The organism is Massilia phyllostachyos (genome assembly GCF_021044825.1).
In the GTDB taxonomy this organism is placed as follows: Bacteria; Pseudomonadota; Gammaproteobacteria; order Burkholderiales; family Burkholderiaceae_D; genus Telluria; species Telluria phyllostachyos.
The window spans coordinates 1-26,988 of sequence record NZ_JAJNOC010000001.1 but is presented as its reverse complement, the minus strand read 5'-3'; the positions used below and the strand labels follow the sequence as shown (position 1 = coordinate 26,988).

18 protein-coding genes and 1 rRNA gene are annotated in these 26,988 nt (G+C 58.3%); 7 read left to right on the top strand and 12 right to left on the bottom strand.

The annotated features are described in order from the left end of the window. Positions 1-5: 5 nt before the first annotated feature. Positions 6-3,146: a sacsin N-terminal ATP-binding-like domain-containing protein gene (locus LQ564_RS00090; protein WP_231056058.1), complete on the bottom strand. Its 3,141-nt coding sequence runs from the start codon at positions 3,144-3,146 to the stop codon at positions 6-8. Beyond that, positions 3,143-6,721 (bottom strand): DEAD/DEAH box helicase, encoded by a 3,579-nt coding sequence (locus tag LQ564_RS00085; protein ID WP_231056057.1) that lies wholly within the window; start codon positions 6,719-6,721, stop codon positions 3,143-3,145. Before LQ564_RS00085 ends, LQ564_RS00090 begins: the two co-directional genes overlap by 4 nt. 229 nt (positions 6,722-6,950) lie before the next feature. Here LQ564_RS00085 and LQ564_RS00080 point away from each other — a divergent pair, with 229 nt between their 5' ends. Then, positions 6,951-7,472 (top strand): hypothetical protein, encoded by a 522-nt coding sequence (locus LQ564_RS00080; RefSeq protein ID WP_231056056.1) that lies wholly within the window; start codon positions 6,951-6,953, stop codon positions 7,470-7,472. Between the two features lie 48 nt (positions 7,473-7,520). Further along, positions 7,521-8,714 carry a hypothetical protein gene (locus tag LQ564_RS00075; protein WP_231056055.1) on the top strand — a complete coding sequence of 398 codons (1,194 nt, stop codon included), beginning with the start codon at positions 7,521-7,523 and terminating at the stop codon, positions 8,712-8,714. Positions 8,715-9,758: 1,044 nt separating this feature from the next. Here LQ564_RS00075 and LQ564_RS00070 read toward each other — a convergent pair. Both LQ564_RS00070 and LQ564_RS25985 read right to left on the bottom strand, forming a co-directional pair. Further along, positions 9,759-10,409: a hypothetical protein gene (locus LQ564_RS00070; protein ID WP_231056054.1), complete on the bottom strand. Its 651-nt coding sequence runs from the start codon at positions 10,407-10,409 to the stop codon at positions 9,759-9,761. Between the two features lie 63 nt (positions 10,410-10,472). Beyond that, positions 10,473-10,631, bottom strand: coding sequence for an antitoxin Xre/MbcA/ParS toxin-binding domain-containing protein (locus LQ564_RS25985; protein ID WP_371873430.1), 159 nt, complete (start codon positions 10,629-10,631; stop codon positions 10,473-10,475). A gap of 1,283 nt (positions 10,632-11,914) precedes the next feature. Between LQ564_RS25985 and LQ564_RS00065 the strand changes: the two genes are divergently transcribed. Further along, positions 11,915-12,184, top strand: a complete 270-nt coding sequence (locus LQ564_RS00065) for a helix-turn-helix domain-containing protein (protein WP_307729908.1) — start codon at positions 11,915-11,917, stop codon at positions 12,182-12,184. 413 nt (positions 12,185-12,597) lie between these two features. After that, positions 12,598-13,593 (top strand): alkaline phosphatase D family protein, encoded by a 996-nt coding sequence (locus LQ564_RS00060; protein ID WP_371873392.1) that lies wholly within the window; start codon positions 12,598-12,600, stop codon positions 13,591-13,593. A 133-nt stretch (positions 13,594-13,726) separates the two neighbouring features. On the opposite strand, the gene LQ564_RS00055 is transcribed toward LQ564_RS00060, so the two are convergent. The 4 genes from LQ564_RS00055 to LQ564_RS00040 all read right to left on the bottom strand — a co-directional run bounded on the left by LQ564_RS00055 (position 13,727) and on the right by LQ564_RS00040 (position 20,578). Further along, positions 13,727-15,409: a long-chain-fatty-acid--CoA ligase gene (locus tag LQ564_RS00055; RefSeq protein WP_231056053.1), complete on the bottom strand. Its 1,683-nt coding sequence runs from the start codon at positions 15,407-15,409 to the stop codon at positions 13,727-13,729. A gap of 104 nt (positions 15,410-15,513) precedes the next feature. Next, entirely contained in the window at positions 15,514-17,205 is a 1,692-nt protein-coding gene (locus tag LQ564_RS00050) for a long-chain fatty acid--CoA ligase (RefSeq protein ID WP_231056052.1), read from the bottom strand. Between the two features lie 156 nt (positions 17,206-17,361). After that, positions 17,362-18,450 carry an aminopeptidase gene (locus LQ564_RS00045; protein WP_231056051.1) on the bottom strand — a complete coding sequence of 363 codons (1,089 nt, stop codon included), beginning with the start codon at positions 18,448-18,450 and terminating at the stop codon, positions 17,362-17,364. A gap of 25 nt (positions 18,451-18,475) precedes the next feature. Further along, positions 18,476-20,578 carry a molybdopterin-containing oxidoreductase family protein gene (locus tag LQ564_RS00040; protein ID WP_231056050.1) on the bottom strand — a complete coding sequence of 701 codons (2,103 nt, stop codon included), beginning with the start codon at positions 20,576-20,578 and terminating at the stop codon, positions 18,476-18,478. Between the two features lie 148 nt (positions 20,579-20,726). Here LQ564_RS00040 and LQ564_RS00035 point away from each other — a divergent pair, with 148 nt between their 5' ends. Continuing rightward, the gene (locus LQ564_RS00035; RefSeq protein WP_231056049.1) at positions 20,727-21,920 is read left to right on the top strand and encodes a M20 aminoacylase family protein; all 1,194 of its coding nucleotides are present in this window, start codon (positions 20,727-20,729) and stop codon (positions 21,918-21,920) included. Between the two features lie 29 nt (positions 21,921-21,949). Here the strand turns inward: LQ564_RS00035 and LQ564_RS00030 are convergent, their stop codons facing one another. Further along, positions 21,950-22,843, bottom strand: a complete 894-nt coding sequence (locus tag LQ564_RS00030) for an NAD(P)-dependent oxidoreductase (protein ID WP_231056048.1) — start codon at positions 22,841-22,843, stop codon at positions 21,950-21,952. Continuing rightward, complete coding sequence (locus LQ564_RS00025; protein ID WP_231056047.1) at positions 22,843-23,541, bottom strand: suppressor of fused domain protein; 699 nt, start codon at positions 23,539-23,541, stop codon at positions 22,843-22,845. Before LQ564_RS00025 ends, LQ564_RS00030 begins: the two co-directional genes overlap by 1 nt. A gap of 144 nt (positions 23,542-23,685) precedes the next feature. Between LQ564_RS00025 and LQ564_RS00020 the strand changes: the two genes are divergently transcribed. Continuing rightward, positions 23,686-24,243: an acyloxyacyl hydrolase gene (locus tag LQ564_RS00020; protein ID WP_231056046.1), complete on the top strand. Its 558-nt coding sequence runs from the start codon at positions 23,686-23,688 to the stop codon at positions 24,241-24,243. A gap of 89 nt (positions 24,244-24,332) precedes the next feature. Beyond that, positions 24,333-25,775 carry a DHA2 family efflux MFS transporter permease subunit gene (locus tag LQ564_RS00015; protein WP_269143378.1) on the top strand — a complete coding sequence of 481 codons (1,443 nt, stop codon included), beginning with the start codon at positions 24,333-24,335 and terminating at the stop codon, positions 25,773-25,775. 18 nt (positions 25,776-25,793) lie between these two features. Here LQ564_RS00015 and LQ564_RS00010 read toward each other — a convergent pair whose 3' ends face one another. Together LQ564_RS00010 and rrf are read right to left on the bottom strand one after the other, a co-directional pair. After that, positions 25,794-26,081, bottom strand: a complete 288-nt coding sequence (locus LQ564_RS00010) for a hypothetical protein (RefSeq protein WP_231056045.1) — start codon at positions 26,079-26,081, stop codon at positions 25,794-25,796. Positions 26,082-26,882: 801 nt separating this feature from the next. Continuing rightward, positions 26,883-26,988, bottom strand: a 5S ribosomal RNA gene (gene rrf / locus LQ564_RS00005); the annotation flags it as partial.

Sequence of the window (26,988 nt, the reverse complement as noted above, 5' to 3'; positions counted from 1 at the left end):
AGTTTCTAGGCTTCCTCTACATCCGCTTCGAAACACGCACAGATATCGGCAAGATGGGCTTGCGTAAAGTAGATTGTCGTTTCAATACCACCTAAACATACTTCAATTTCACTGCCATTTGCTGTTTCAAGCAGCTCAAGCATGGAGTGCTTCTGCGCGTTCGCATACTGATAAGCCGCGGCGTGATTGGGACACAATGCCAAAAAAGCTTCCCGAAAGCGCTTACGCGAATCCGCCACGACCTCCACAGCTTCAAAATAATAGGCGCCGTTGAGCAACTTGAAAGGAAGCTCGTCCTTGCAAGCCTGGCATATCATTTCGCCGTTGCCATTGGTGTACTGGTCAGCAAGGTACAATTTAGCCTGTATTTTTGTCTCGGCAACGCCGACTTGCACAGCCCGTGGACGTATCTCTGCCTCTTTCTCTGGCGTTTTTCGGGCTTCGTCACCGACGCGCTGCTGGCGCAGTGCGAGGTTGCGCACAGCACGTTCTGGAAGCTCGACGGGTTCATGCTGACGCTGCGCTATCTCCTCAAGTATCCGCCGCTGCTGCTCTTCCGAAAGCTTCACGAATTCTTGAGCGCGGCGTAACTCTTCCTCTGATTTGAACCCAAGTTCGTCCCGTTGTGCGGCTCTCTGTGTATTCTCAGTGATGCGCTTCTTTTCAGCCGCGCCGAATCCGATAGCTTCCAGCCATTTAGCGTTCGGGTCCACGTAGAAACCTCTTGGCAGATTTGCAAGAGAGGCTTCACTCGGCTTGACGAAGCTGCCGTCGGTTTGCGGCACCCAAGCATAGCTTTGAAGCTGACATATCAACTGCGAAGGCGCATAGAGTGGCCCGCCCTTTTCGGTTACTTGATAGCAAGCACGCCAGATGGAGGGCTGCAGGAAATCAGCCTTACGAAGAACGTTCCAGAATAACAGAGCGGTATCAAGACGTTTTGCACCTAGTAAGGACCATGCTTCCGCCGTCAGAAGAAAATCTCGGTTAATGCTATTGCCCTGTCTTCCTCCAGGTGCAGTTCTCAGGTAGGGCCACTGTGGGTTCTTGAAGCATGATGTCCGAACATAAATTTCTTTTAGGCTGACCTGGCATCCGACCTTTTCCGCAAATTTCACTATTTTGTCGAGCGGGATGCCGCAACTGGCGTACCAGAGGTTTAAAGGCCAGCGGCGCTTGTCCTGGTCCTTCTGCAATTCATGCAAACACTTTAGACCAGTAGATGCGAAAGGTTCATCTATATAAACATGCTCAGCCATACCCCAGTCGAACTCTGGCGCATCCACCTTAAAAAGGTAATATCTAGAAAACGTCCCGTATGCATCCGGATTTTTTTCTAAAAACGAAATCATCCGCTTTAGGTCAGCAAGGTAGACATCGTCGTCTGGCACCTCACTCTCTTCTCGATAGCGGGCTTGGAGAAGAAGATGTATTTGATCGGTTTCGTTCGGCACCCGAACGCCTAACTTTTCGAGAAACCGTTTTGCATCTTCCTGCTGCGATTTCTTGGTTCCGACAGTGAAAACAGTGTTGTCCACTTTCGGCAAGGGATCAGTACCGTCGTGAGCGCTCGCCTGAAAATATGCTTCTTTGGCGATTCCTAGTTCACCTGAAACGAGCTTAACAAATAAAACTTCGTCGAGGTTGCCGTAATCGCCATGGTCTTCACAATGGCGCAGAAGAGCCGCATAGAGCGCTTGAAACCATTCTGCCGGTTTCCCTTTCAGCCACGCGACTACCTCGGGGTCAGGTTCGTCATTGTCCCATGCTTCATCGCTCGCACGGGCTTCGAGAAATGCTTTCAGGTCATCCGCGTCCCAACTCGCAATGTTCAAGCTCGCAAGGAAACGATCTTGATTGCTGTTCCTCTGGGTAGCACCGATCGCCCATCCTGGCTCATCAATTCGCCCTGTTACAAAAGCCAAGTCGGGTCCGGAGATCAGCGCTTTGAGCGCTGCGCGCGCTTGATACAAACGCTGTGCAGGCGCGTAACGGCCTGTATTAGTGGGCACCAATGGTGTTGTACGCATCTCGGCAAGGATGGCCTTGCGGATATTGACGTAACGCTCCGGAAGCTGGTCGTCATTATTCGGTAAAACCGCGAGAAACTCACCAGTCAGCAACCCAAGTTTTTTGATTGCATGAAGCGAACTAGCAGACAGCGCGGCCAACTGATCAAAGAGCGGCACATTCTCTGGACAGTTCTTAATGCTTGCGCGACTCAGTTCCGGTATGAACGGACCGTGCAAGTGAAAACGGAGGCCTGAGGTTTCCTTTTCCGCAGGAAAGAAGACTGACACCTTGCCCCGAACAGCGGGGACGATCTTGAATTGCTTAGAAAAGGCGAGCTGCGGGTCAAAATGTTTAACGTCGCTCAGCAATGCGAGTTCATAGGCGACTGCCACCTTTTGTTTCTCAATGCCGTCGACCGCGCCAGTAATTGGTTGCGACGTATCAATCTGTTCTGCGAAACGCAGCCAGTGGGAACTGTGGACGTCTTCGCCTTCAACCGATTTCAAGACTTCGACATGCGCGGCGGAGTGCTCCTCGCGCATGATTTCTCCTTTTTTAAGTCCAATTGTCCAGCTGATGTAACGCAGGTTGTTCAAAAACAGTAGTGTCGTCTCCGACAGTTGTTCTAGTCCGGCTTTGACCTCGGCGAAGGCTTCCGATGCACTTTTTTTTGGATTGTTAAAGGGAAACTCGAAGCGTGTTTTGTCACCAAGTCCGGGCTTAGCGGGGAGTTCTTTGGGAAGCACCAGTTTCACAATCTGGAAACTATAGTCTCGCGAATAGACGACTGGCGAGTCGGTGTAAACGAACACGGATTTGAACCCGACCCCGAATTTTCCGATTTTGTCGGAATTGTCTTTTTTACTGCTGTTGAAGATGCCGGTAATGCCGCGAATGTCTCGTTCGTTGAAGTGCCGGCTACCGTTGTGCTGGAAAACACATGCATCGTCGAAGAGTTCGAAACTGGCGTCCGTGGCGCCCGCATCCTCGGCATTCTGCAGCAGTTCATAAATGAAGTGGGCTTCGTCCGGGTAAAAGTCTTCGAAGATGCGCAGGTTGATGTCGCCTTCGTTAGCGTCTAGTCCATCGAGCAACTTCTGCCGCTGGGCTGCGATTGTATGGATGACACTCATGCGAGCCTCGCTATCTCTAAGATGCCGAACACCACGGGCGTGGCGTGGATGTCACCGCTCTCGGCGGCACGACGTAGGTCGATAGTTCTTCGTTCAAGGTCGACTTGGGCACGTTCCAGTTCGGATTGCCTCATCCGCCTGATTCTGTCGTCTGTAGCTTCCGCTATCTGCTGTTGGAGAAGCGCCTGACGGGCACTGAAGCTTGCAGTCAGGCTTTGAACACGGGCGCCCACGAGTTGGCGGTTCTCTTCCGCATGCTTTGTCGTCTCTGCAAGCCATTGATGGTGATGGACAGCATCGAGCTCATCCCAGACGTGTTGGGACGGCAGGTCTAGGGTCGGGGCGTCCTCAGCCGACTGCAATAACTCCAGCAAGTGGGCCGATAAAGCGCTATCGCCGATGACCGGGACCAACGCATCGTCTTGCTTGACGCCTTGCTTGGCCCACCGGTAGAGCGCAAACGGATGCGTCCCAACTGGCAATGTGTCATGGTTGGCGCGCAAGCGAACCGCCACGCTTTCGCCGATTTGCAAGTAGGCTGCGGCCTGACGAAGCAATGGGTGGCCGAGCGAGATTAATACTGCGCCAGCGTTGTCTACCGCGCACTCCTGTTCAAACGTTACTTGCAACGTTGGCGAGCTCCCCTTTAACCACCGCTCCCAGGCTCTGTACATTGAGTCGGTAGAGCGTGGTAGTTTTCGGTAGTCTTCGAGCAAGGTTGCTCTCGCCTCCTGGCTTAGGCGTAGCGTTTTTAACGCTTTATCGCCCAACAAATACTCTTGTTCCTTTTCCAAGCGCTGGCGCAAGTAGAGGGAAACAGCACTGGACAAAGCGTGCGGCTCCAGCCAATAGCTGCGGGACTGTGCCAACCGTTGCTCCCAGGTCGCGGCCGCCAGATTCAGGCCAAACAGCTCGCCTTGTCGCTCTTCGAGGCGCTGCTCTTCTTCGACTTGCCTGATCTTATTGTCTGTCAGCTGCTGAAGTCGCTTGCTACGCTCCTCGTCGTTCAGTGTGAAGCTCTCGACTATGCTTCGCATCTCACGACCAATTTCGCCCAGAATTTCCTCGTTGCCGCCAATGGCATGTTGAAAGACACCAATACGAGACAAGCAACGGTCATAAATTTGGGCGTCAATGGTCCCGGGGGTGATCAGGTTGAAGATTGCGACGGCTTCAGACTGCTGCCCATAGCGGTCGATACGGCCGATACGCTGCTCGATGCGCATCGGGTTCCAAGGTAAATCGAAATTAATCAGGCAATCGCAGAACTGGAAGTCCAGACCTTCGCAGCCGACCTCGGAGGACAGGAGCAGGTCGATGGCGTCAGGGTTATCTTTCGGCAAAGAAAAGCGCTTGCGCAGCGCCGCCCGTTCTTCGTCCGGAATGTCCCCATGGACTAAGCCAAAGCGGATCTCCGTAGTGGAGAGTTTGCTGGCGAGATAGCGCAGACTATGCCTGAACGTGCTGAACACGAGGATCTTGTTACGAGGCATAACCAGCTTTTCTTTTACGATCCGCATGAAGGCGTCCGCCTTCGGATCAGCCGGGTCTAGGTTTCGCGCGCGCTCGATTAGTCCTTCGATATCGCTCCGAATGCTATCCACAAAAGCGAGCGCGTAGTCGACGGTATCGTCACTGCCATCTTCTGCCTCTAGACGGGACAGCTTACCCGTCAACATATCCTCCAGCGTCGGCGCTAGACCATACAAGCTGCTGGCGGCTTGCCGGCTGACTGTCGTCATCATGAACTTAACGTTCTGGTTGCCATGTAGTCGCGCAAGGATGCGGGCGATGACACCGAGCAGGTCGTCGTGCAGGGCCTGTTGGTCCGGCGTGAAATTCGTTGGAACCGTCTCCGCTTTTCGCGTCGTAAATTCACCGATGTCACGACGGCGAGTTCGGTTGATCAGTGCGCTGAACGTGTAGAGGTCTTCCAGGGCTTGAATGGTCCGGATGCGTGCTGTGCCGTCGTCGTCCTCCTCTTGCAGGCCATCGTAGATGTGCTGAAAGCCGGGGTTAGCCGCCAATACCTCGCGGCCCCATGGTGTCGCGGCGACGTGACGAAGCTCTGCTCGTACTGCCTCAGCCCAGCCTGGTTCGCCCCGTCGACAGGCCTGAATGCCGGCGTTGATGAAGCTGTTGGGTTCGGCCATTTGAGCGAAGCTCGCGGAGTCAATGATGAGGTCTGGTCGCAGCGCATTAAGCAAGGTGTACAAGTCTTCACGTCCCAGCTGGACGGGCGTTGCCGATAGAAAGACGACCGCTTCTGCATTGTCAGCAAAATAGCGTACCGCCTGATGCAGATAGGTTTCACTGTTCCTGATGTGGTGCGCTTCGTCGACGATGACCAGATCGAATTTTGGTGGCGGGTCGAGCTCCAACAAGCTTGGTTCACGAGCACGGCCCTTGCCTGGCTTCCCGAACAACAGGTCGTTATCGAAGAGAGAGGTTGGCAGGATGGCTTTCTCGTATTGGCTAGGCCATTCGCCGTTCAGATGCGCCTCTTTAATGCAATGCCGCAGCAGCGCACCGTTCATCGGCGTAAAGTGCTCGTCGAACCTCTTCATTTCAAGCTCCCACTTGCGCTCCGACACCAGCGCCTTGGGACAGATGATCAGGACTGACTTGATGTCGCTACGGGCTTGCAATTCCTTGAGGATGAGACCTGCCTCGATCGTCTTGCCCACGCCGACCTCATCGGCAATTAGAAGTCTCGGACGATCTGCGCGAATCAGCTTGAATATCGGGCGGTATTGATAGGGGACGAAGCGAACCCTACCAGAGTTAAGCGAATACAGGGTCGATGCAGAGGGAGACGACAGCTGCACAGCACTCAGCATCGCTGACAATTCGACCGCTGTCAGGTGTTTGCGATGATCGACTGGTGCGTCGAGGCTCTTTAATTGGCTCTCGTAGTAGACCTGGCGTGCACCGTTTTCAAACACGCGATAGCGTGTTTCGGTGCCCAAGCCTGATAACACTTCGAGTACAGGAACGAGGACGTCAGGGTTGGAACGTAAGCACAACAACTCGCCGATTGCGAATTTTTGCGCGGGGCATTGCTGAACGTTCGTGGAAACGATCTCGGAACTCACGGTAGAGGACACCTGTAGCTTCGGGGCGTCGGGCGCCCTAGGTGAGGGGGCAATCTTGCCCAGCGCTGCGTCCTTATAGGTGGCAATGTGTTGCAGCAATGCATCATCACTGTCTATTACCTTGAGCAGTCGCTCTAACGTGTCGGCGTCACGATAAGCATCGCTGGGGCTGAGCCCTCCTGAGGGTGCGTGCGCCCATCGGTTCCGCACACTTTGCAGTTCCTTCACCCAACTCCTCGCTTCCCGTGGAAGGCGTTCTATTGGCGCGAGCTCATTCCAGTTCTGGTCGAGCACCCTAAGTAGAGCTGCCAGATCCAGCCCGGCGAACGAATCGACCGCGCGTTCGTCGATCAGGCGCTGTTGCTGAAAAGTGAGCCTGTTGACCACGTTATCAGCCCACCACTGTGGTCCCAAGCTAGGGAGTTTCGTTTCCAGCCACTGTGAAATTACTCGAGCGGCTTCGGTTAGAAGTTCATTCATCGTTTCGACGTCATTACGTTACATAACCATACCAAAGGCAGGGTCAAATTAACTGGAAGTAAGGTTTCCAGAATACATCGTCGCTATGTTTTTTACAACGAAATCTGTTGTCAATGAATCTACTGTCTCGCGCGATGCAGGTCTGCAGCTTGACTGAGGCCCTGCCGTTACTCGCGTTCAATCAACTTCGCGGTCAGCACACTAGATACCCGTTGCGGATTATCAAGACGTGTCGCTGGCCCAGATTAAAGCCTTTCCATATTGCCAAAAGGAATCAATTATCATCACTAGAGTTTTTATTCTAAATTTCTTATTTGAAGTACTTGTCATGAAAATTACTATAAGTTTTGCAAGTGATATCATCGGATACGTGCACCTCTCTCACGTGGCAAGAAAATTGGGGAGCCGACACCTTTTGGTCAATGCAATCAAAAATGAACATTGCGCCTATCGCACTCGTCGATTCGGCACTCGTGGCCTAGTTTACGAAACTCCCCAAGCAGAGCCAAATCGGATTATCCAAGGCCAAACAGAATGGGTCAGCAAAGCTAATGCCCGTTTGCTTGCTCATGTTTCAGCAGCGGTGCTACGAAAAGTGATGGAGCTTTTACTAAATGGTTTAAATCTTGGTGGTCTAGTCCGGTTAGCTGGCCTCGGCCGGTTAGCCTTTGCCAGTGCCCAGGTCGAATTGCCGTTTCGACAAATTTTTTTAAGTTCAACCATGTCCTTCATAGGATCTCTAAGCGTCTAGCTACGTGGCAAAATATTAGTTGCTCGGGCACTAAAATGGGAGCTTGTTATGATCAATCATGAAGTAGCTCAAGTGGACCGTGAAACTCTTTATGAAGAGGTCTGGAGCGAACCTGTTACGTTGGTTGCGTTTCGATATGGCCTCTCAGATGTTGGCTTGGCGAAAATTTGCCGCTCTCTTGCGATTCCACTGCCTAGCAGAGGCTACTGGAGTAAGGTAAAAGCAGGCCGAGTCATGAAACGGGTACCTCTGCCATCACTAACCGGAGCTCAACTAAAAACCAGAAAAATGCTTAAATTATCAGATGAGCAATTAAAATTCCAGAGCGAGGTACGCGACGAACTTGTTAAGCTTCGAAAAGAATCAGCGGACCAAGGTTTAATCTGCGGTCCTTTTCAACTACATCCGCTTGTACAGGCAGCATCGACAAAACTTCACCGTAAAAGCGGCTGGCCGACGGATACCAATTTAAGGAGCGCACCTAAAGAAATTCTGAACATTTCGTCAACTTTCCAATGCCTTGACCGGGCGTTGGGCATTACGAATACGCTACTTTCCGCGTTAACCGTTCATGGTTTCTTAGCTTTTATAGAGCCTGAAAATGCCGTCACAAAGCTGCGACAGGAATCCACAGGGATCGAGCTAACGTTCTCTCTTACTGAACAAGTCAAACGCAGTGTCCATGTGGCTACTGAAGCTGAAGAAGCTGCGCAGAAGAGGTATTTCGACCGTTTTCGTAGAGGGATCTCGACCGAGTACCCGAGTATTCCACAATACGACTACCATGCTACAGGCGTACTTGTCGTTACAATTGGTAGTTGGCCTTCTAGGACTTGGCGTGACACTCCAAAGACACTGCTAGAGGAGCGGCTCAGCGAGGTTGTGGCTGGCATTTTAGCTCTAGCAAAGGAGACCTATGCTAAAAAAATGGATGACTTGCAAAAAGAGCAAGATCGTCAAATCGCTAAAGAGAACTATGAGCGATCAATAAAAAGGCGTCAGTTAGAGGCTTCACGCTTTCAAGAAATGGAAACACAGGCTCTAAATTGGGAGCGTGCTGAGCGAATTCGTGAATTTCTAAAAGCCTTCGAGCAACGCAAAGTAGCTGAAAGCTCGCTGACCCAAGACGATGAGGAATGGCTGAGCTGGGCACACGCAAAAGCTAACTGGCTTGATCCTTTGATATCGGTTTCGGATCTGATTCTAGATGCTCCTGAACCGAAGAAGCCAGGGTATTACTGAGAAGCGTAAGTTCTGCTACATCCTTATGCTGACCTCCAGGGATTCGTGAGGTTCCATTGAGTGAGAAACTGAAGTCATTAAGCAACAGTGTGCATGGTCCACTTGAGTTAAAACAGTAGACAGTGTCTGAACTGCTGTGAAGACTGGCTACGCTGGCGCGTGCATGGAACGAACTGGTTTAGGCTCCCACGTGCGGCGCCCATGTGCCATTTCTACCGTTATCCTGTGGTTCTTAATCTGTAGTTCGCACAAGTGCTCAATGTGTAATCTTGTTTCGCTTCTTTGTGCTAAAGTATGATTTTAATAATTCCGTGAAAATGATGAGACATAACGAAGTGTACAAAGGACGCAGGATTGACATCATCGTGAGCGAGGTAAAGCGAGGCCAATTTACTTGGAGCTACACCATCGATGGTGGCAACTTGAAGCGATGCGAGGATCGACCGATCGACAATGAACAAATGCTTCTCAGTGAAGCACTAAATCACGCCAAATGGCGCGTCGATTGCATGCCACCCCAAGACAACGACCCGAGCTAAGCTTCCCACACTAGCCATTTGAGTAGTCCTTTCGCCCTCAAGATTTGTTGGCTTTCCGCACGGCCGACGTCGAAACGTTCGTCTACGGTTACTGGCTTGTTCCGCTTGCGGTGTTTCCGCCGTCAAGCCAGGCGTGGCAGTAATTGCAGCTAATAGCCCTACGTGTCGGGCATTTTAGGCTCACGCCTCTGCGATCGGCCAGAAGGTCGCGGTAGAACAAAACTGTGATCTCAGAATCGGCTGCAGGTGCCGGAGAAGCGCAGCGTACAATCCTACTCGCACTGACTCGCAAATTGGCGTCCGTTTGGGCACGACTTTCGCAATGGCTTCGCGGCTTTGCCGTCTTAGCGCTCTTGATCAGACGCGGCTCAAGCTGCAGCAGCCCGGAGTCAGCGGCCAAATTCTTGATCCCACTACCGTGGGGCGCGAGACGTTCTTCTCCCGCCCGGCTGCAAAACTTGCACCAGCATGCCCACTCATTAAATTTCAACGGCAGGATGCAAACCTACGCAACGTAAGTACCTTTTTGGTTGCGAGCGGCTTTGATGACGTCACCGGACCGTTCAAGCGCATCTTTAGGAGCAACTGGCATGGCCAAGTTACCAATTTCCTTCACGATCCAACCGTTAGGAAAGTGGAACCAGGTCGCCAGTGACCAAGTATCCACACATTCGCCATAAGCCTTCAAAATTTCGCTGATGACTTGCAGAGGTTGATACATCGCGTCAAATTGATAACGAGGATAGTATGCTTTTCCATCGTATGAGACGCTGAAGATTCGCCCTCGGCGCTTCCAATCGCTTGCAGGAAGTGACTTTCTCGCGGGAGGCTTTTTCTGCAGCTTGTTGATATCTTCCGCTGTCAGCCAGTCGCCTTCCTTGAACACTTCTTTTACTGTAGCCATCCGAGCAACGCGGTCCTCCAGCAGGTAGCCGGCCGGACGAACTTGGGTGACAATTAATCGCGCTACCTTATCCGCGGAGTCGACTAGATCCTGGAAAAAATTACTTCTAGCGATGATCTGGACTGCTTTTTCCATTCCTTCTTCCAGCGATTCCACAACGCTTACCGGAAGGTGCCGCGGCACGTGAATCGTCAAGTTCAATACCTTCATGTCCTCGTCTTCACTCGATGGCACGATCATTGATTCTTCCATATTCAAAGCACCTTTGCTTGCGTTCCTTTTAAAGCAAGGGTGCAATTCTGCTTGCGGACTCAATTAAGTGTAAACCCCGTATTCCAGCCTTATAAGGTGGTCTCGAACAGTTTCGATATGGGCTGCTGTAACTAAGTCGATAGGTCGGCTATTGTTGAGTGCACTCGCCGGGGTATTGAGCCAGTGCCATGCGGCAGAAAAATCATTTCCGAACAAAGGCATTAATTCCGATTCGATTGCACGCCAGCCATTAATATAACTAGATTTTACCTGTTCGGTTAGTAGCCAACCGGAAGCGCGATTTTTATATATATGCCAGTAGAGTACTCTCTTACGCCACCGCATGCCCATAGCTTTCATCCGGTAATTGAAGGATGGAATTCAGTGATTAGAGTTAGCAAAATTTATTAAGGCACAGGCCATTCTAAAGTAAGAGCCACTCGTCGGATGATCCATCTCGCTTCAGCCTCAGATGTCCAATCCGTCTGTATCAAGCGTTTAAGGTATTGCTCAAGTATCGCTACCTCGCCCATATGTGAGCGCTTACCGGCTTTAGATTCACGTGACTTGATCGTTAGCTCTTGGACAATTTCTTCGCAAATTTTCCATCGCTCGTACAGTTCAGGAGGAGTACATCCTGGGGAATAAAATTTTCCTTGATAACTCGTCACTAAAAATTTCGGCTGTCCCCCTGGAACTGCGCCGGGACAGATAGGCTTAGGGAAATCAAATGGCACCTTTGCATAGTCGGATTCAAGATTTTCGGCCACAGGCAGATCCTTTCCTCACTCATCTATATATAGCATTTGTTGTTACCTGGGCGCCCTTGCGACCACCCATCATGTGGTTCGCATTTCCTCTGAGATGCAATCTTTCTCAGTCTCTTATTTTGCTGCGCTGCCGCCCCCAACACCGATTTTTCATTTCCTCCATAATGATCTTAGCCTGTAATCGCTACTGACCGCCTCTTGTGTTAATCCATCACAATAGAGCTCGCCGTTAGAATTTTTTATTAAAAGCAGCTGATACTCATCGCTATCATAACCCTCGAAGATTTCTATTACTTGATGCAACACATACTGCGGCTCACCAAATGAATAGAATTGTGAAAAAATTTGAGCATCTATAACATCCTCTTGATGGATCAGGTCAAGAACGGCCGAAACGCACGTGCATAAATACCGTCTAAAAATTGATTCGGATTTTGCTCGCGACTTAAATAATATACCGACGTGAATTATTGGTTCGCATGAATTGACTTCGATAGTCGAATATTGAGTTTGCCTGAGTTGTCCAATAAGGAGGCCTGCTCTAGCATTGTCAATACGACTCGAAGGTTCAACTACCTGAAACATTATTGCCTCTCCACAATTTTAATACTCTGATCGAATCAAGTGCGTTCCTCTGCCTTTGCTGTAACTCAAGTCGGTCCCGATCGCTTCTCGTAAGTGTACGCTCGCTCTAGCGAGATGTAAACCCGGTAGAAATATATACGGTAGATTTTTATGCTGTGGATTTCTGCCTGGAATGTACGCATCCTGTGCTCTATGAGCTCACCACCGACCACAGGCAATGCCCGAGAGATTTTTGCGAAAAATTTGCGAAATTTGCGTTTAGAAAAAGGATTGTCACAAGAGCGGCTTGGGGAACTTGCAGGGTTCCACAGGACATACGTTAGCCAAGTAGAACGATGCGTGAGTAATGTTTCGTTCGACAGTGCAGAGCGGCTTGCGTCGATCCTCGGCACAGAACTCTGGCAATTGCTAAAGCCTTGACCAACAGGGTTCATGCGAAATTGACGACATGGGATGGGGTTCTCCATCAAGCCGGACACCTCCCGTCGATACCCGGTATTGTTGATCTGGCTGACAGCCGTGCAGCGACAGTATCGTCGAACGGTCCTGCTTACCGGTAGCAGTTTGACGTTACTGAGCGTATCCGCAAGTTTGTCGATCTGATTGCCGATAGGTGCAGACTCATGAAGAGGATAGGGCAATACGTTCCTCACTACAAAGCGGGACGTATGGACACTGTTCCCGAAAAACGTCCCTTTTCGAGCCCCTACCTATGGACACTCGAGCTTTCCGATAAACCCTTTAGATACTAGGCTTCCTGCCGCGTCCATACCCCCGGCATTCGCGGTTATCACGAGTGGGGGCCGTATCACCTGAAGCATCCGTCGAAGGTGGTGCGCAGCGACGAGTCCTTCACCCTCGGCGACTACCGCCGCCGCTACGCCCAGTACAAGAGCGACCCGCACCTGCAGGCCGCGCATCATGCGGCGCCGTGGATCGTGACCTGGGACGACCACGAGGTGGCCAACGACTATGCCGGCCTACGCGACGAACGCATGGCCGCGGACTTCGCCGCCCGCCGCGCCGCCGCCTACCAGGCCTTCTACGAACACATGCCGCTGCGCCTGCCGCACGTCCGGCGCGACGGCTTCAGTCAAGTGCCGCTGTTCCAGCGCTACGACTGGGGGCGCCTGGCGCGCTTGCACGTGCTCGATGATCGCCAGTACCGCTCGCCGCAAGCCTGCGCCAAGGCGGCCAACCGCGGCGGCTCGAACGCGGTGTTCGCGCGCGCCTGCGAAGCGCTATCCGATCCGCGCCGCACCATGCTGGGGGCCGAGCAGGAAGCGTGGCTGGAGTCGGGCCTGGCCACCTCGCGCGCGACCTGGAACATCCTGGCGCAGCAGACCTTGATGGCGCAGTCGAGCAGCGTGCCGGTCATCCAACCCGGCGACGGGCGCTTCTGGACCGATGGCTGGGATGGCTATCCGGCGGCGCGCAAGCGGCTGCTCGACACCATCGTGCGGCAGGGGGCGCACAATCCGCTGGTGCTGGGGGGCGATGTGCACACCTTCTATGCGACGTCGCTCAGGCCGGATTTCTCGAAGCCGGTGTCGAAGCAGAATCCGGTGGTGGCGGCGGAGTTCGTGGGGACGTCGGTGACGTCGAGTTCACGGCCGCAGCAGCAGACGCTCGAGCATGTGGAGAAGAATCCGCACATGCAGTATGGGCGCAGTGACAAGCGGGGTTATATGCTGCTGGAGGTGACGGCGAAGAGGACGGTGACGCACTTCATGGGGGTGGATGATGTGCGGGAGGCAAAGTCGGGGATTGCGGAGTTGGCGTCGTTTCGTGTTGATGAAGGCGTGCCTGGCGCGGTACGAATAAGCTAGAGGCTTTGGTGCGAACTTGGGTCCCGGCCTTCGCCGGGACGACGTGCCAAGTTAGCGGACCACGGAATCGGTTCTCTGCGTTTGCCTCAAAACCGTCATCCCGGCCCAGGCCGGGATCCCAGTTTGCGTGAACCTACGCCGGCTGTTTTTCATCCCGCAGCTCGCGCCGCAGAATCTTGCCCACATTCGTCTTCGGCAGCGTCTCGCGGAACTCGATGTACTTCGGCCGCTTGTACCCCGTGAGCTGCTCCTTGCAGTAGGCCATCAGCTGCTCGGAGGTCAGCGACGCATCCTTCTTCACGATGTAAAGCTTCACCGCCTCGCCCGAGTTCTTGTCCGGCACGCCCACGCAAGCCACTTCCAGCACGCCCGGATACGCCGCCACCACGCCTTCGATCTCGTTCGGGTACACATTGAAGCCCGACACCAGGATCATGTCCTTCTTGCGGTCGACGATGCGGGTATAGCCCTGCGCGTCCATGATGCCGATGTCGCCGGTCTTGAAGAAACCGTCCGCGGTCATGACCTTGGCGGTTTCGTCGTCGCGCTGCCAGTAGCCGGCCATGACCTGCGGGCCGCGCACGCCGATCTCGCCGGCGGTGCCGAACGGGACCTCATTGCCGGCTTCGTCGAGGATGCGGATCTCGGTCGAAGGCAGCGGCAGGCCGATGGTGCCGGTGAAGTCGGTGATGTCGCAGCGGTTGGCGGTGACCACGGGAGAGGTCTCGGACAGGCCGTAGCCTTCCACGATCGGGGTGCCGGTAATCTGGAGCCACTTGTCGGCCACGGCCTTCTGCACCGCCATGCCGCCGCCCGGGCACACCAGCATGCCCGAGAAGTCGAGCTGCGCGAATTCGGCGTTGTTCACCAGGCCGTTATACAGCGTGTTCACGGCCGGGAAGATGTTGATGCGGTAGCTTTTCAGTTCCTTGATGAAGCCCGGGATGTCGCGCGGGTTCGGGATCAGGAGGTTCATGCCGCCCACGCGCAGGCCCAGCAGGGCGCACACGGTCAGCGCATAGATGTGGTACAGCGGCAGCGCGCACACGAACTGCGCCTGCTGGCCGGCCGGCATCTTGCTCAGGGTCGGGCCGAACCAGGCTTCGTTCTGGAGCACGTTGGCGATCACGTGCTTGTGCAGCAGCACCGCGCCTTTCGACACGCCGGTGGTGCCGCCGGTGTACTGCAGGAAGGCGATGTCGTCGTGGCCGATGGCGACCGGTTTCAGGCTCAAGCCGCCGGCTTCCGACAGCATGCGCTTGAAGCCGATCGCGGACGGCAGCGAGAAGGCCGGCACCAGCTTCTTGACCTTGCGCACCACCAGGTTGACGATGGCGCCCTTCAGGCCGCCCAGCAGGTCGCCCATGGTCGCCACCACCACGTGCTTCACCTGCGTCTTGTCGAGCACCTGCTCGAGCGTATGCGCGAAGTTCTCGAGCACCACGATGGCTTCGGCGCCGGAATCGACCAGCTGGTGCTGCAGCTCGCGCGGGGTGTACAGCGGATTGACGTTGACGATGACGTAGCCGGCGCGCAGCACCGCCGCCATCGCGACCGGGTACTGCAGCACGTTCGGCAGCATGATGGCCACGCGCGCGCCCGGCTGCAGGCCCCTGGCTTGCAGCCAGGCCGCCATGCGCGCCGAGAGCTTGTCCAGTTCGGCGAAGCTGAGGGTCTTGCCCATGCACGCGTAGGCGTCGCGGTCGGCGTACTTGCGGAACGCTTCCTCGAGCAGATGCGTCAGGGAGCGGTACTGGGTCGGATCGATCTCTGCGGGTACGCCACTCTCATACGACTTGAGCCAAAACTTGTCCATCCGTGCCTCACCTTCTGAATTGATGCTATGTCCATTAAAACGCGAAGCCGCCCGGGACACGGGCGGCTTCCGGCAGCCAGCTGCTGCATGCGCTCGATATGCGCTTACGCGGTCGTCGCCGGCTGCTTCTCGTCCCTCAACGCGCGCCGCAGGATCTTGCCGACGTTGGTCTTCGGCAGTTCGTCGCGGAACTCGATGTACTTCGGTTTCTTGTAGCCGGTGAACTGCTGCTTGCAGTAGTCCATCAGCTGTTCGGCGGTCAGGTTCGGGTCCTTGCGCACCACGAACACCTTCACCGCTTCGCCGGAATGCTCGTCCGGCACGCCGATCACGGCGCATTCCAGCACACCCGGGTGGCCGGCGATCACGCCTTCCAGCTCGTTCGGGTAGACGTTGAAGCCAGAGACCAGGATCATGTCCTTCTTGCGGTCGACGATCTTCACGTAGCCGTGTTCGTCCATGACGCCGACGTCGCCCGACTTGAAGAAGCCGTCCGCCGTCATGACCTTGGCCGTTTCGTCCGGGCGGTTCCAGTAGCCCGCCATCACCTGCGGGCCGCGGATCGCGATCTCGCCGATCTCGCCGATCGCCATCGGTTTGCCCGCATCGTCCAGGATCGCGATGTCGGTCGACGGCACCGGCAGGCCGATGGTGCCGCTGAAGTCCTTGATGTCGGCGCGGTTGCAGGTGGCCACCGGCGAGGTCTCGGACAGGCCGTAGCCCTCGATGATGCTGGTGCCGGTCACCTGCTTCCACTTGTCGTTGACGGCCTTCTGCACCGCCATGCCGCCGCCGTTCGACACCTTCAGGCCGGAGAAGTCCAGGCTCGCGAAGTCCGGGTGGTTCACCAGCGCGTTGTACAGCGTGTTCACCGCCGGCAGCATGTTGATCCTGTACTTGCCCAGCTCCTTGATGAAGCCCGGGATGTCGCGCGGATTCACGATCAGGACGTTCAGGGCGCCGGTGCGCATGCCCCACATCGCGCAGGCCGTCAGCGCGAAGATGTGGTACAGCGGCAGCGCACACACGATCACGGTCTGCTCGCCATTGCCCACATCGCCCATCGCCGGCTTCGACCACTCCTCGCTTTGCAGCACGTTGGCGATCACGTTGCGGTGCGTCAGCGTCGCGCCTTTCGACACGCCGGTGGTGCCGCCGGTGTACTGCAGGAAGGCGACGTCGGAAGACTTCAGCGTCACCTTGGTGAACGGCATGCGCGCGCCTTGCGCCAGCGCGTCCTTGAAGCGCACCATGCTCGGCAGCGAGAACTCGGGCACCATCTTCTTGACGGTGCGGACCACGAAGTTCACCAGCATGCCCTTGGCGCCGCCCAGCATCTCGCCCATGCTCGCCACCACCACGTGCTTGAGCGGGGTCTTGCCCATTACCTGCTGCACGGTGTGCGCGAAGTTCTCGAGCACGATGATGGCCTCGCTGCCCGAGTCGGTGATCTGGTGTTCCAGTTCGCGCGGCGTGTACAGCGGATTCACGTTGACCACGGTGTAGCCGGCGCGCAGCACCGCCGCGATCGCGATCGGGTACTGCAGCACGTTCGGCATCATGATGGCCACGCGCGCGCCCGGCTGCATGCCGCGGCTTTGCAGCCAGGCCGCCAGCTTCTTCGAGTGCGCATCCAGCTCGCCGTACGTCAGGTGCTTGTCCATGCACACATAGGCGCTGCGGTCGGCGTACTTGCTGAACGATTCTTCCAGCAGGTGCACCAGGGAGCCGTACTGGTCCGGATTGATTTCAGCAGGAACGTTCGGGGGGTACGACTTCAGCCAGATCTTGTCCATCGGGGGCCCTTTTGTCTCGAAAGGTTATCGTTGTGGTCCGTCAGTACGTGCGCGCGCGAAGCTTGCGCCTTTGCCATCGCCTGATGTGATGCTATCGGGCAGCGACAATGCGCGCAAGATCTTTTAAGTCGATTGGAACGTGTCCTCTACAAGACCTTATCTGCCCATAACGTTTCCATCGCCCATGGTGCGCTGCACCACGAGCGGCGCGGTCGGCGCCGGGGCCGCGAGCTTCTGCAGGACGCGATGGCGGTCGGCCTTGTCGAGCTTGGCGATCCGGTTCACCGCCTTGTAGAAAGCGGGCCAGCTGCGCTCCTTCTGCAGCAGGGCGCGGAAGGCCGGCACGAAGTCATTGTAGGTGGCGATCGAGGCCAGGTGGGCGTTCGACAGCGGCTCGGCGAAGAAGCGGTCGTAGCCGGAATAACCGCCCCAGTTCGCCTTCAGCACCTGGTAGTCGTCCTTCAGCGCAATGAAGAGGCGGGTCTTGGTGGCGCGCTTGTCGTTCGTGCTGCGTTCGCTGGCGTAGTTCTTCTCCAGCTCGCCGCGGTAGCGTACCAGCAGCGCCATGAAGTCCTTCTTGCGCGCGCTGTAGCGGTCGAAGGCTTCCGACATTGCCGGGTTGCCGAAGCGTTCCAGCCACCCTTCCACGCCGGCCTGCTCGACCGCGGTGGCGAAGGATTCGTTGAACTTCGAATCGCCCGGCACGTACACGACCTGGTGCGCCAGCTCGTGGAAGATCAGGCGCGCCAGTTCCGCATCCGGGTAGTTGATGAAGGTCGACACCAGCGGATCGCTGAACCAGCCCAGCGTGGAGTAGGCGCTCACGCCGCCCACTTCGACGTCGTGGCCCTGCTTGCGCAATTCCTTGGCATAAGCCTGCGCGTCCTGCTTGCTGTAGTAGCCGCGGTAGTTCACGCAGCCGGCCACCGGGAAGCACCATTGCATGGGTTTCAGCGACAGCTCGGGCGTGGCGACCACGTTCCACAGCACGTAGGGGCGCTTGATGTTGGTGAAGTTGGTGTAGCTGCCGTTGTCGGGGAGCTTCAGGTCCTGGATCGCGTAGCGGCGGATCTGGCGCGCCGCCTCCAGGCGGTGGCGCAGGGTGCTATTGGTGGCGGGGTCGGCCAGCCAGTCGTCGATCGGACGGGAATCCGTCAGCAATTCGAGCTGGCCTTGTGCGGCCTGGGAGTAGTAGGAGAGGGATGAGCAGCTTGACAACATCAGGGCCGCGGCTGCGGCGGCCATCAAAGGCTTGAATGCCTGGGAAAATCTAGAGGGTTTCATCTCGCGTTGGAGGGGCAGATTTTTCAACCTGCACCAGGGTGTCGTAGAAGGTAGGCGCCCTGCCCATGTCGGTCAATCGCTGGCTGGTCACTTCGTTGGCGTTCTTGCCATCGCTGGAAAGTTTCTTCCACCAGATCGACAAGCCCACCACCAGCCCTTCGCGCGCCTTGTCGGTGACGCGTGCACGGGCAACGAATGAGCCGCGGTCGTTATAGACGCGCGCCATGTCCCCGTGAGCGATGCCGCGGCGGGCGGCGTCGTTCGGGTGGATGTCGAGGTGCGGCTCGCCCTCGGTTGCGCGTAGGCTCTGTACATTGACAAAGGTTGAGTTGAGGAAGTTCCTTGCCGGTGGCGAGATCATCGCCAGCGGGTACTTCCGCGCCAGCTCCGGATTGGAGGCGACGGATTCGTACGGCGGGATATAGGCCGGGACGGGGTCGAGCCCGTCGCGCGCCATGCTGCTCGAATAGAATTCGCACTTGCCCGACGGGGTCGGGAAGCCGCCCTCGGCGAACGGCGCCTCGGGCATGTTCAGTTTTTGCCAGCCCTTCTGCTTGAGCGAGTCCCAGTCGAAGTGGATGGCGCGTTCGTTGCGCTTGTCGAAAGCCTGGGCGGCCAGCTGGTCGTCGCTCTCCTGGAAGCAGGGGTCGGTGAACCCCATGCGCGTGGCCAGCAGGCGGAAGAATTCGGTGTTCGGCTTCGCTTCGCCGATCGGGGCGATGGCAGCGTTATTCGCCATCATGTACAGGTGGCCGTAGGCAAGATGGGCATCGACGTGTTCGAGCTGGGTGGTAGCCGGCAGCAGGATGTCGGCGTAGTCGGCACTGTCGGTGTGGAAGTGCTCCAGGACCACGGTGAACAGGTCTTCGCGCTCGAAGCCCTTTTGCACTTTCGCGGAATCCGGGGCGATGGCGAGCGGGTTGGCGTTGTAGACGATGACGGCTTCGATCTTCGGGCCGAATTCGGGCGAGGCTTCCTTGAGCAGGTCGTCGCCAATGGTGGTCATGTTGATGGTGCGCGGCAGGCGGCCGTCCAGCAGGTCCGGGCGCTGCAGGGCGGCGCGGTCGGTCGGGAAGGAGCCGGAGGTCGACAGCTGCACGCCGCCGGCAGCCTGGCGCCAGGCGCCGACCAGGGCGGGCAGGCAGGTGATGTTACGCACCGCCATGCCGCCGCCGCGCACGCGCTGCAGGCCGTAGTTGACGCGGATCGCGGCGCCCTCGCCCGCCTTCGCGGTCTGGCCGTAGAGGCGCGCCAGCTCGATCACTTCTTCAGCGGAGATGCCGCAGGTTTGCGCGGTGCGTTCCGGGGTCCACTCGAGGGCGCGGGCCTTCAGTTCCTCGTAGCCGAGGGTGTATTGTTCGACATAGTCGTGGTCGATCAGGTCCTCGTTGATCAGGACGTGCATCATGCCCAGCGCCAGCGCGGCGTCCGTCCCGGGCAGCAGCGCAATGTGCTGGTGGCACTTTTCGGCCGTCAGCGAGCGGTACGGGTCGATCGCGATCAGCTTCGCGCCGCGACGTTTCGCTTCCTGCACGCGCATCCACAGGTGCAGGTTGGAGGCGATCGGATTGCCGCCCCAGATCAGGATCAGCTTCGCGTTCTGGAACTGTTCGATGTCGGTGCCGATCGAACCACCGATGGTGTACTTGTAGCCGGTGGCGCCGGCTGTGGCGCAGATGGTACGGTCGAGCAGCGATGCGCCGATCTTGTTAAAGAAGCGCAGAGACATCGAGTCGCCCTGCACCAGGCCCATCGTGCCGGCGTAGCTGTAGGGGAGGATGGCTTGCGGGTCGCGTGCTGCGATGTCGCCAAGACGTGCTGCGATTTCGTCGATCGCCTCAGCCCAGGTGATGCGCTCGAACTTGCCCTCGCCCTTGCGGCCCACGCGGCGCATCGGATACAGCACGCGGTCCGGGTGATAGGTGCGCTCCACATAGCGCGACACCTTGGTGCACAGCACGCCGGCGGTCGTCGGATGCTCCGGATCGCCCTTCACCTCCGTGGCCACGCCATTGTCGACGGTGACGAGGATGGCGCAGGTATCGGGGCAATCGTGGGGGCAGGCGGCGCGGACTTGTGTGACTGACATGAGGCGGGAATGGGCGAGAAAAACTTCGTGAAACCAATACTTTATACGATTCCCGCGAGGTCCGTACCCCCCTCTTTCATCACCTGTTTGATGCGGGCTACAATGGTACAAAGCCTGCAATGCAAGCATGACAAAAAAGGAGAGACAGATGAAGCTCGTGGAACCTATCCTCGCCTTTCAATCGGAACTGCAAACCATCCGGCGCGACCTGCATGCGCATCCGGAACTGTGCTACGAGGAAGTGCGCACCGCCGATGTGGTGGCGGCGCGCCTGACCGAATGGGGCATCCCGGTGGTGCGCGGCCTGGGCGTGACCGGCGTGGTCGGCATCGTGAAGAACGGCAGCTCGAACCGCGCGATCGGCCTGCGCGCCGACATGGACGCGCTGCCCATGCAAGAAATCAATGGCTTCGCCCATGCATCGCGCCATGCGGGCAAGATGCACGCCTGCGGCCATGACGGGCACACCGCCATGCTGCTCGGGGCGGCGCATCACCTTGCGCAACATCGCAACTTCGACGGCACCGTCTACCTGATCTTCCAGCCCGCCGAAGAAGGCGGCGGCGGCGCGCGGCGCATGATGCAGGACGGCCTGTTCGAACAGTTTCCGATGGAAGCCGTCTACGGCATGCACAATTGGCCGGGCATCCCGGAAGGGAACTTCGGCGTCGTGCCGGGGCCGATGATGGCCTCCAGTAACGAGTTCCGCGTGGTCGTGCGCGGCAAGGGCGCGCATGCGGCGCAACCGCACCGCGGCATCGATCCGGTGATGGTGGCGGTGCAGATCGCGCAAGCCTGGCAGACCATCGTCTCGCGCGAAAAGAACCCTCTGGAATCGGCGGTGCTGTCGATCACGCAGATCCATGCGGGAAGCGCGACCAATGTGATTCCCGACGAGGCGGAATTGATCGGGACCGTGCGCACCTTCTCGACCGGCGTGCTGGACCTGATCCAGCGGCGCATGGAAGAGATCGCTTCGGGTGTCGCGGCGGCCTTCAATGCCTCGGTCGATTTCACGTTCAAGCGCAATTACCCGCCGCTCATCAATCATCCGGAGCAGACGGCGTTCGCGGTCGAGGCGATGCGCGCGGTGGTGGGAGCGGAGCGGGTGAATACGAACACCGAGCCGACCATGGGGGCGGAGGATTTCGCCTTCATGCTGCAGGAGAAGCCGGGGTGCTATGTGTTCATCGGCAATGGCGAAGGCGCGCACCGCGCCGGCGGGCATGGGCTGGGGCCGTGCCAGTTGCATAACACGAGTTATGACTTCAACGATAACTTGCTGCCGATCGGGGCGAGTTTCTGGGTGAAACTCGTGGAGATGAGCCTGCCTGCGGCTTGATTTGCGTAGGGTGGGCGGTCCAGGCCACCCTACGGAAGCCGGTCTTCCCGATCGCCCAGCCTGAGTCCAGGATTCATCTGCTCGAGCGCGAGCAATGCCGCGGCGTGATCGGCCGTCGGCAGCCTCTGCTCGATCGACGCATACTGCCGTGTCACCAGCTCCGTCACCGGCAAGCTCAACCCAGCCGCCTGCGCCGCCGCCAGTACATTGCGCAGATCTTTTAACTGACTCTTGACCTGCCCACCCGGCACGAAATTCCGCTCGAGCATGCGCTGCCCATGCACCTCGAGGATCCGGCTGCCGGCAAACCCACCACGGATCGCCTCGCGCACCGCGGCCGGGTCCGCTCCCGCCGCCTGGGCCAGCAGCAGCGCTTCCGCCACCACGTTCAGCGTGGCGCCGACGATCAGCTGGTTGCACAGCTTGGCCACCTGCCCGCTCCCCACCGGTCCGACCCGCTGCGGCGTGCCCATGGCTTCCAGGATTTTTACCACCTGGTCAAAATCGGCCGCATCGGCGCCCGCCATGATGGCCAGCGTCCCGCTTTCCGCTCCGCCGACGCCGCCCGACACGGGCGCATCGATGAAGCGGCAGCCCTGCGCCTGCAAGGCCGCATGAAACCCGAGCGCCTCGTCATGCCGCGTCGAGCTCATGTCGATCCAGATCGCCCCAGGGTCGAGCGCCGGTAGCGCGGCCTCCATCACCTGCGCCACGACCGGCCCCGCCTCGAGGATCGAGATCACCACCTGCGCACCCCGCACCGCCTGCGCCAGGTCGGCCACCGGTTCCGCGCCCGTGCCGCGCAGCAGCTCGGCCTTCGCGAAAGTCCGGTTCCACGCGCGCACGGCAAAACCTGCTTGCGCAAGACGCGCCGCCATCGGCCTTCCCATCAGGCCGATACCGAGGAAGGCGATGATCTGCATCAGAACAGTCCGAGGAACTTCTTGACGGTGTTCTTGCGACCGGGGACCACGAGGTCGGTCACGCCCTTGTCGTTGAAGCCGTCGAGCAGTGCCGGGAAGCCCTTGCGGCGTACCAGTTGCATTTCGGCCTCGTAGAGCGGCACCACACAGTGGAAGTAAATATCCTTGCCGTCATGTTCGAGCGCGGCGAAGGCCTCCGGCGCCGAGGCCGGCGGCAACAGGATGGCGCCGGTGAATTCGACGCCCTTCGCATAGGGCTTGGCCGGGGCGCCGTTCGGCACCGTGTGGCCCAGGCCCAGCCAGGTGGCGTGCTGGTGCGGATAGTGCGCCAAGTGGCGCAGCAGCGCGACCGGCCAGTACCAGCGCTCGTCCTGCACCGACTGCTCGTCCAGCTTCCAGTCGGCCGGCAAGGCCATCATCAGCTCGCCGAAGGGCGGCGCGCCTTCCGGCACGGTCATCGGACGGCTGCTCATGCCCGAGGTCACCAGGCGCAGGAAGGGAAAACGCTCGTTGGCCGGCACCACGTGGATGTCGACCTGGACCGGGTCGGCAACCGTGTCGTGGAACACGGTGTCGATGCGGCCGAGATGGGTGGCAATGTGCTCCGCGACGGGGTCGTGCGGCAGGACGGCGGGCGTGAGCTGCTGCTGGGTCGGCGCGGCGAGCGGGTACAGGGGAGTGCTGGTCGGTTCGGTCATGCTGATCGAAAGATGTGGGAATGCGTTCTGAGGGGCGTCTATGATACCTGTCGCGCACCGCATGGTGGTGCTCAGCGAAAGATTGTTCACGCTAGTACAATTAGTGCGTTGCACAATATTTCGATCCTGTTAAGAAAGCAGATCATGATCACTACCAAGAAAATCGCTGGCTTTGCCGCCGCCATGACGGCCGCGCTGTTCGGCCAGGCTGCCCACGCCCAGAGCAATGGCTGGGTGGATTCGGCGTCGATCGAGTTCGGCACCGGCGCCGAGCAGCGCATGGTGCGCGTCGCCGCCCAGAAAGACTGGGACAGCCGCTGGTTCGCCTCCAACGGCCGCCACCTGTCCGGCTACTGGGAAACCAACCTGGCCCTGTGGCGCCTGAGCGCCTACCAGAACGTCCCTGGCCGCAAGAAGAACATCGCCGTCATCGGCTTCACCCCGGTGCTGCGCTACCAGAACGACAGCAAGCTCGGCCTGTACGGCGAGATCGGCATCGGCGTCAACCTGTTCTCCAAGCTGTACAAGAACGAGGACAAGGAACTGTCCACCGCCTTCCAGTTCGGCGACCATATCGGCGTCGGCTACACCACCGCCAAGTGGGACTACAGCCTCAAGTTCCAGCACTACTCGAACGCCAGCATCAAGAGCCCGAACGGCGGTGCGAACTGGTTCGTCGCCAAGGCGGCCTACCGCTTCTGATCCTTTCCTGCGGGGCGTGGCGTCGTAGCGATTCATGACACAATCGGGCTTCGGCGGGCAGCCCGGCCCGCCCCCTGCATGAGGCCCGATTGCTCGATTCCAGCACCACGATCAAGCGCTACCTGCCGTGGCTCGTCGCGACTGCCCTGTTCATGGAGCAGCTCGACGCCACGATCGTCAACACCGCCATTCCCAGCATCGCGGCCAGCCTGCAGGTCACGCCGCTGAGCCTGAAGTCGGTGGTCACCAGCTACATCCTCGGCCTCGCGGTCGGCATCCCACTCAGCGGCTGGATGGCGGACCGCTTCGGCACCCGGCGCGTGTTCTTCACCGCCATTTCCATCTTCACCATCGCGTCGGTGCTGTGCGGCCTCTCGGTCGACGCCCACATGATGACGGCCGCGCGCCTGCTGCAGGGCCTGGGCGGGGCGATGATGATGCCGGTCGGGCGGCTGGCCATCGTGCGCACTTTCCCCAAAAGCGAATTGCTGGGGGCGATGAACTTCGTAATCATCCCGGCGCTGATCGGGCCGCTGCTGGGGCCGACGGTGGGCGGGCTGATCGTGCACTGGACGTCCTGGCGCGTGATCTTCTTCGTCAACGTGCCGGTGGGCCTGATCGCGCTATACCTGGTCTGGAAGCACATGCCGGATTATCAGGGCCACGAGAAGCGCCCGCTCGACGTGCTCGGCCTGATCCTGTTCAGCAGCGGCACGGCGATCCTGTCCTGGCTGCTGGAAGTGTTCGGCGAGCACACGCTCGACGCCATGACGGCGGCGCTGATGCTGGCGCTGTCGCTGGCTTTGCTGGGGAGCTATGTCTGGCACGCCTTCCGCATCAAGTATCCGCTGCTGCGCCTGTCGCTGTTCAAGGTGCGCACCTTCCGTATCTCGGTGGCGGGCGGTTTCTTCACCCGCCTCGGCGTGGGCGGCCTGCCCTTCCTGCTGCCGCTGCTCTACCAGCTCGGGCTGGGCCTGCCGGCCTGGCAGTCGGGCCTCTTGATGATGCCGTCGGCCGCGGCGGCGATGGGCATGAAGATGTTCGCGCCCAGGCTGCTGGCACGTTTCGGCTATCGCCAGATCCTGACCGTGAACACGGTCTGCATCGGGCTGACCATCCTGATGTTTTCGCTGGTGGGACCGGGCACGCCCTTCTACGTGATCGTGGCGATCAGCCTGGCGCAGGGCTTCTTCAATTCCCTGCAGTTCTCGAGCATGAACACGCTGGCCTATGCGGACATCGAGTCGCAGGACTCGAGCATGGCCAGCACGATGTCGAGCTCCTTCCAGCAATTGTCGATGAGCTTCGGCCTGGCGGCGGGGTCGATCGTGACGGCCTGGTACTTGGGGCCGGTGGCGCAGGATGATCGGGTAGCGGTGTCGGAGGCGCTGCATCACGGCTTCGCAACGCTTGCCGTGATGACCTTGCTGTCGTCGGTGATCTTCTGGCGCCTGCGCCGCAACGATGGCGATAGCATCAGCCGCGGGCAGGTGAAGGCGAAGGAAGCGGCGCAGCCCGTCACGACGCAATAGGCTGCGCGAACGGGTTTGCTATGCAGCTTGCTGGCTCAGTCTACCGAGCACTTTTTCCCGGTTGTTCATCACGAAGTTGACGAAGACCGGCTCCTTGACGGCGAGCCGCACCAGTCCGGGCAGCAAGGGATAACAGAAGGTGGCGACCTTGCGCACGCATTCGTCGTTGCGCAGGGCGGCCTGGGTCGCTTGTCCGGCGCCGCCGGCCAGCAGGGGAAGCAATTCCGCGCGCTTCTTGTCGATGATGGCATTCAGCGGGCCGGCCAGCTTGTCACCCAGGCCGCTCGATTCGGTGGTGTCGGTCATGCGTTTCTCCGGTGGTTGGTTACCGGAGAAGTGTGCCCGCGCTTGGGATCGGTGAAGATGATGTTCGGCAACTATGCGCCTGCGTCTGCTCAGTGCCTGCCGCGGCCTCGGCCATGTCCCCAGCCACCACGGTGATGCCCGCCGCCGTGTCCGGACCAGCCCTTGTGGGAACGCCAGCCGTGATGTCCGCCATGGTGATGATGGTGGCGGTGGCCGCCGTAGTAGCCGAATCCCAGGTCGAAGGTCACCGGCGGTCCGACGTAAGTCGGGTAGCCATAGGCGGGGTAGCCGTAAGCGGGGTAGAAATCGTAGGCATATGGCGGCCCATATACCGCGCATCCTCCTAATCCTGCGGCCAACAGCAGTACGACCGCGACACGCCGCACTGCGAACAGGTTTCGAGCATCCATGGCACCTCCGATGACGGCGCACCTGCTTCAGTGTAGTCCGAGGAGGAATGATTTCAATGCAAAAGCGCGTCGACTGTGGGATCAACGACCGTGCGCGCGGCGCATCTCATCCACGTAGCGGCGGCATGAATTGCGCGCCACCTTCAAAGTCGAAGTCAAATTAGGCACCGGCCTTCGCCGGTGCGACGGTTCAGGGGTTAGTGGTGAAGGGATGCCGCACTGGTTCCCTGCGTTACCCGCAAAACCGTCGCTCCGGCGAAGGCGTGAACGATGCCACTGGCATCGTTCACCCAATTCCGTGGAATAGTGAGAGCGCATGCTTGATGAGATAACGCGCGCCCAAAGCAAAAAACCCCGCAGAGATCACTCCGCGGGGTTTTTCATATAACTAGCCTGACGATAACCTACTTTCACACTGGTTGCAGCACTATCATCGGCGCAAAGTCGTTTCACGGTCCTGTTCGGGATGGGAAGGGGTGGGACCGACTTGCTATGGT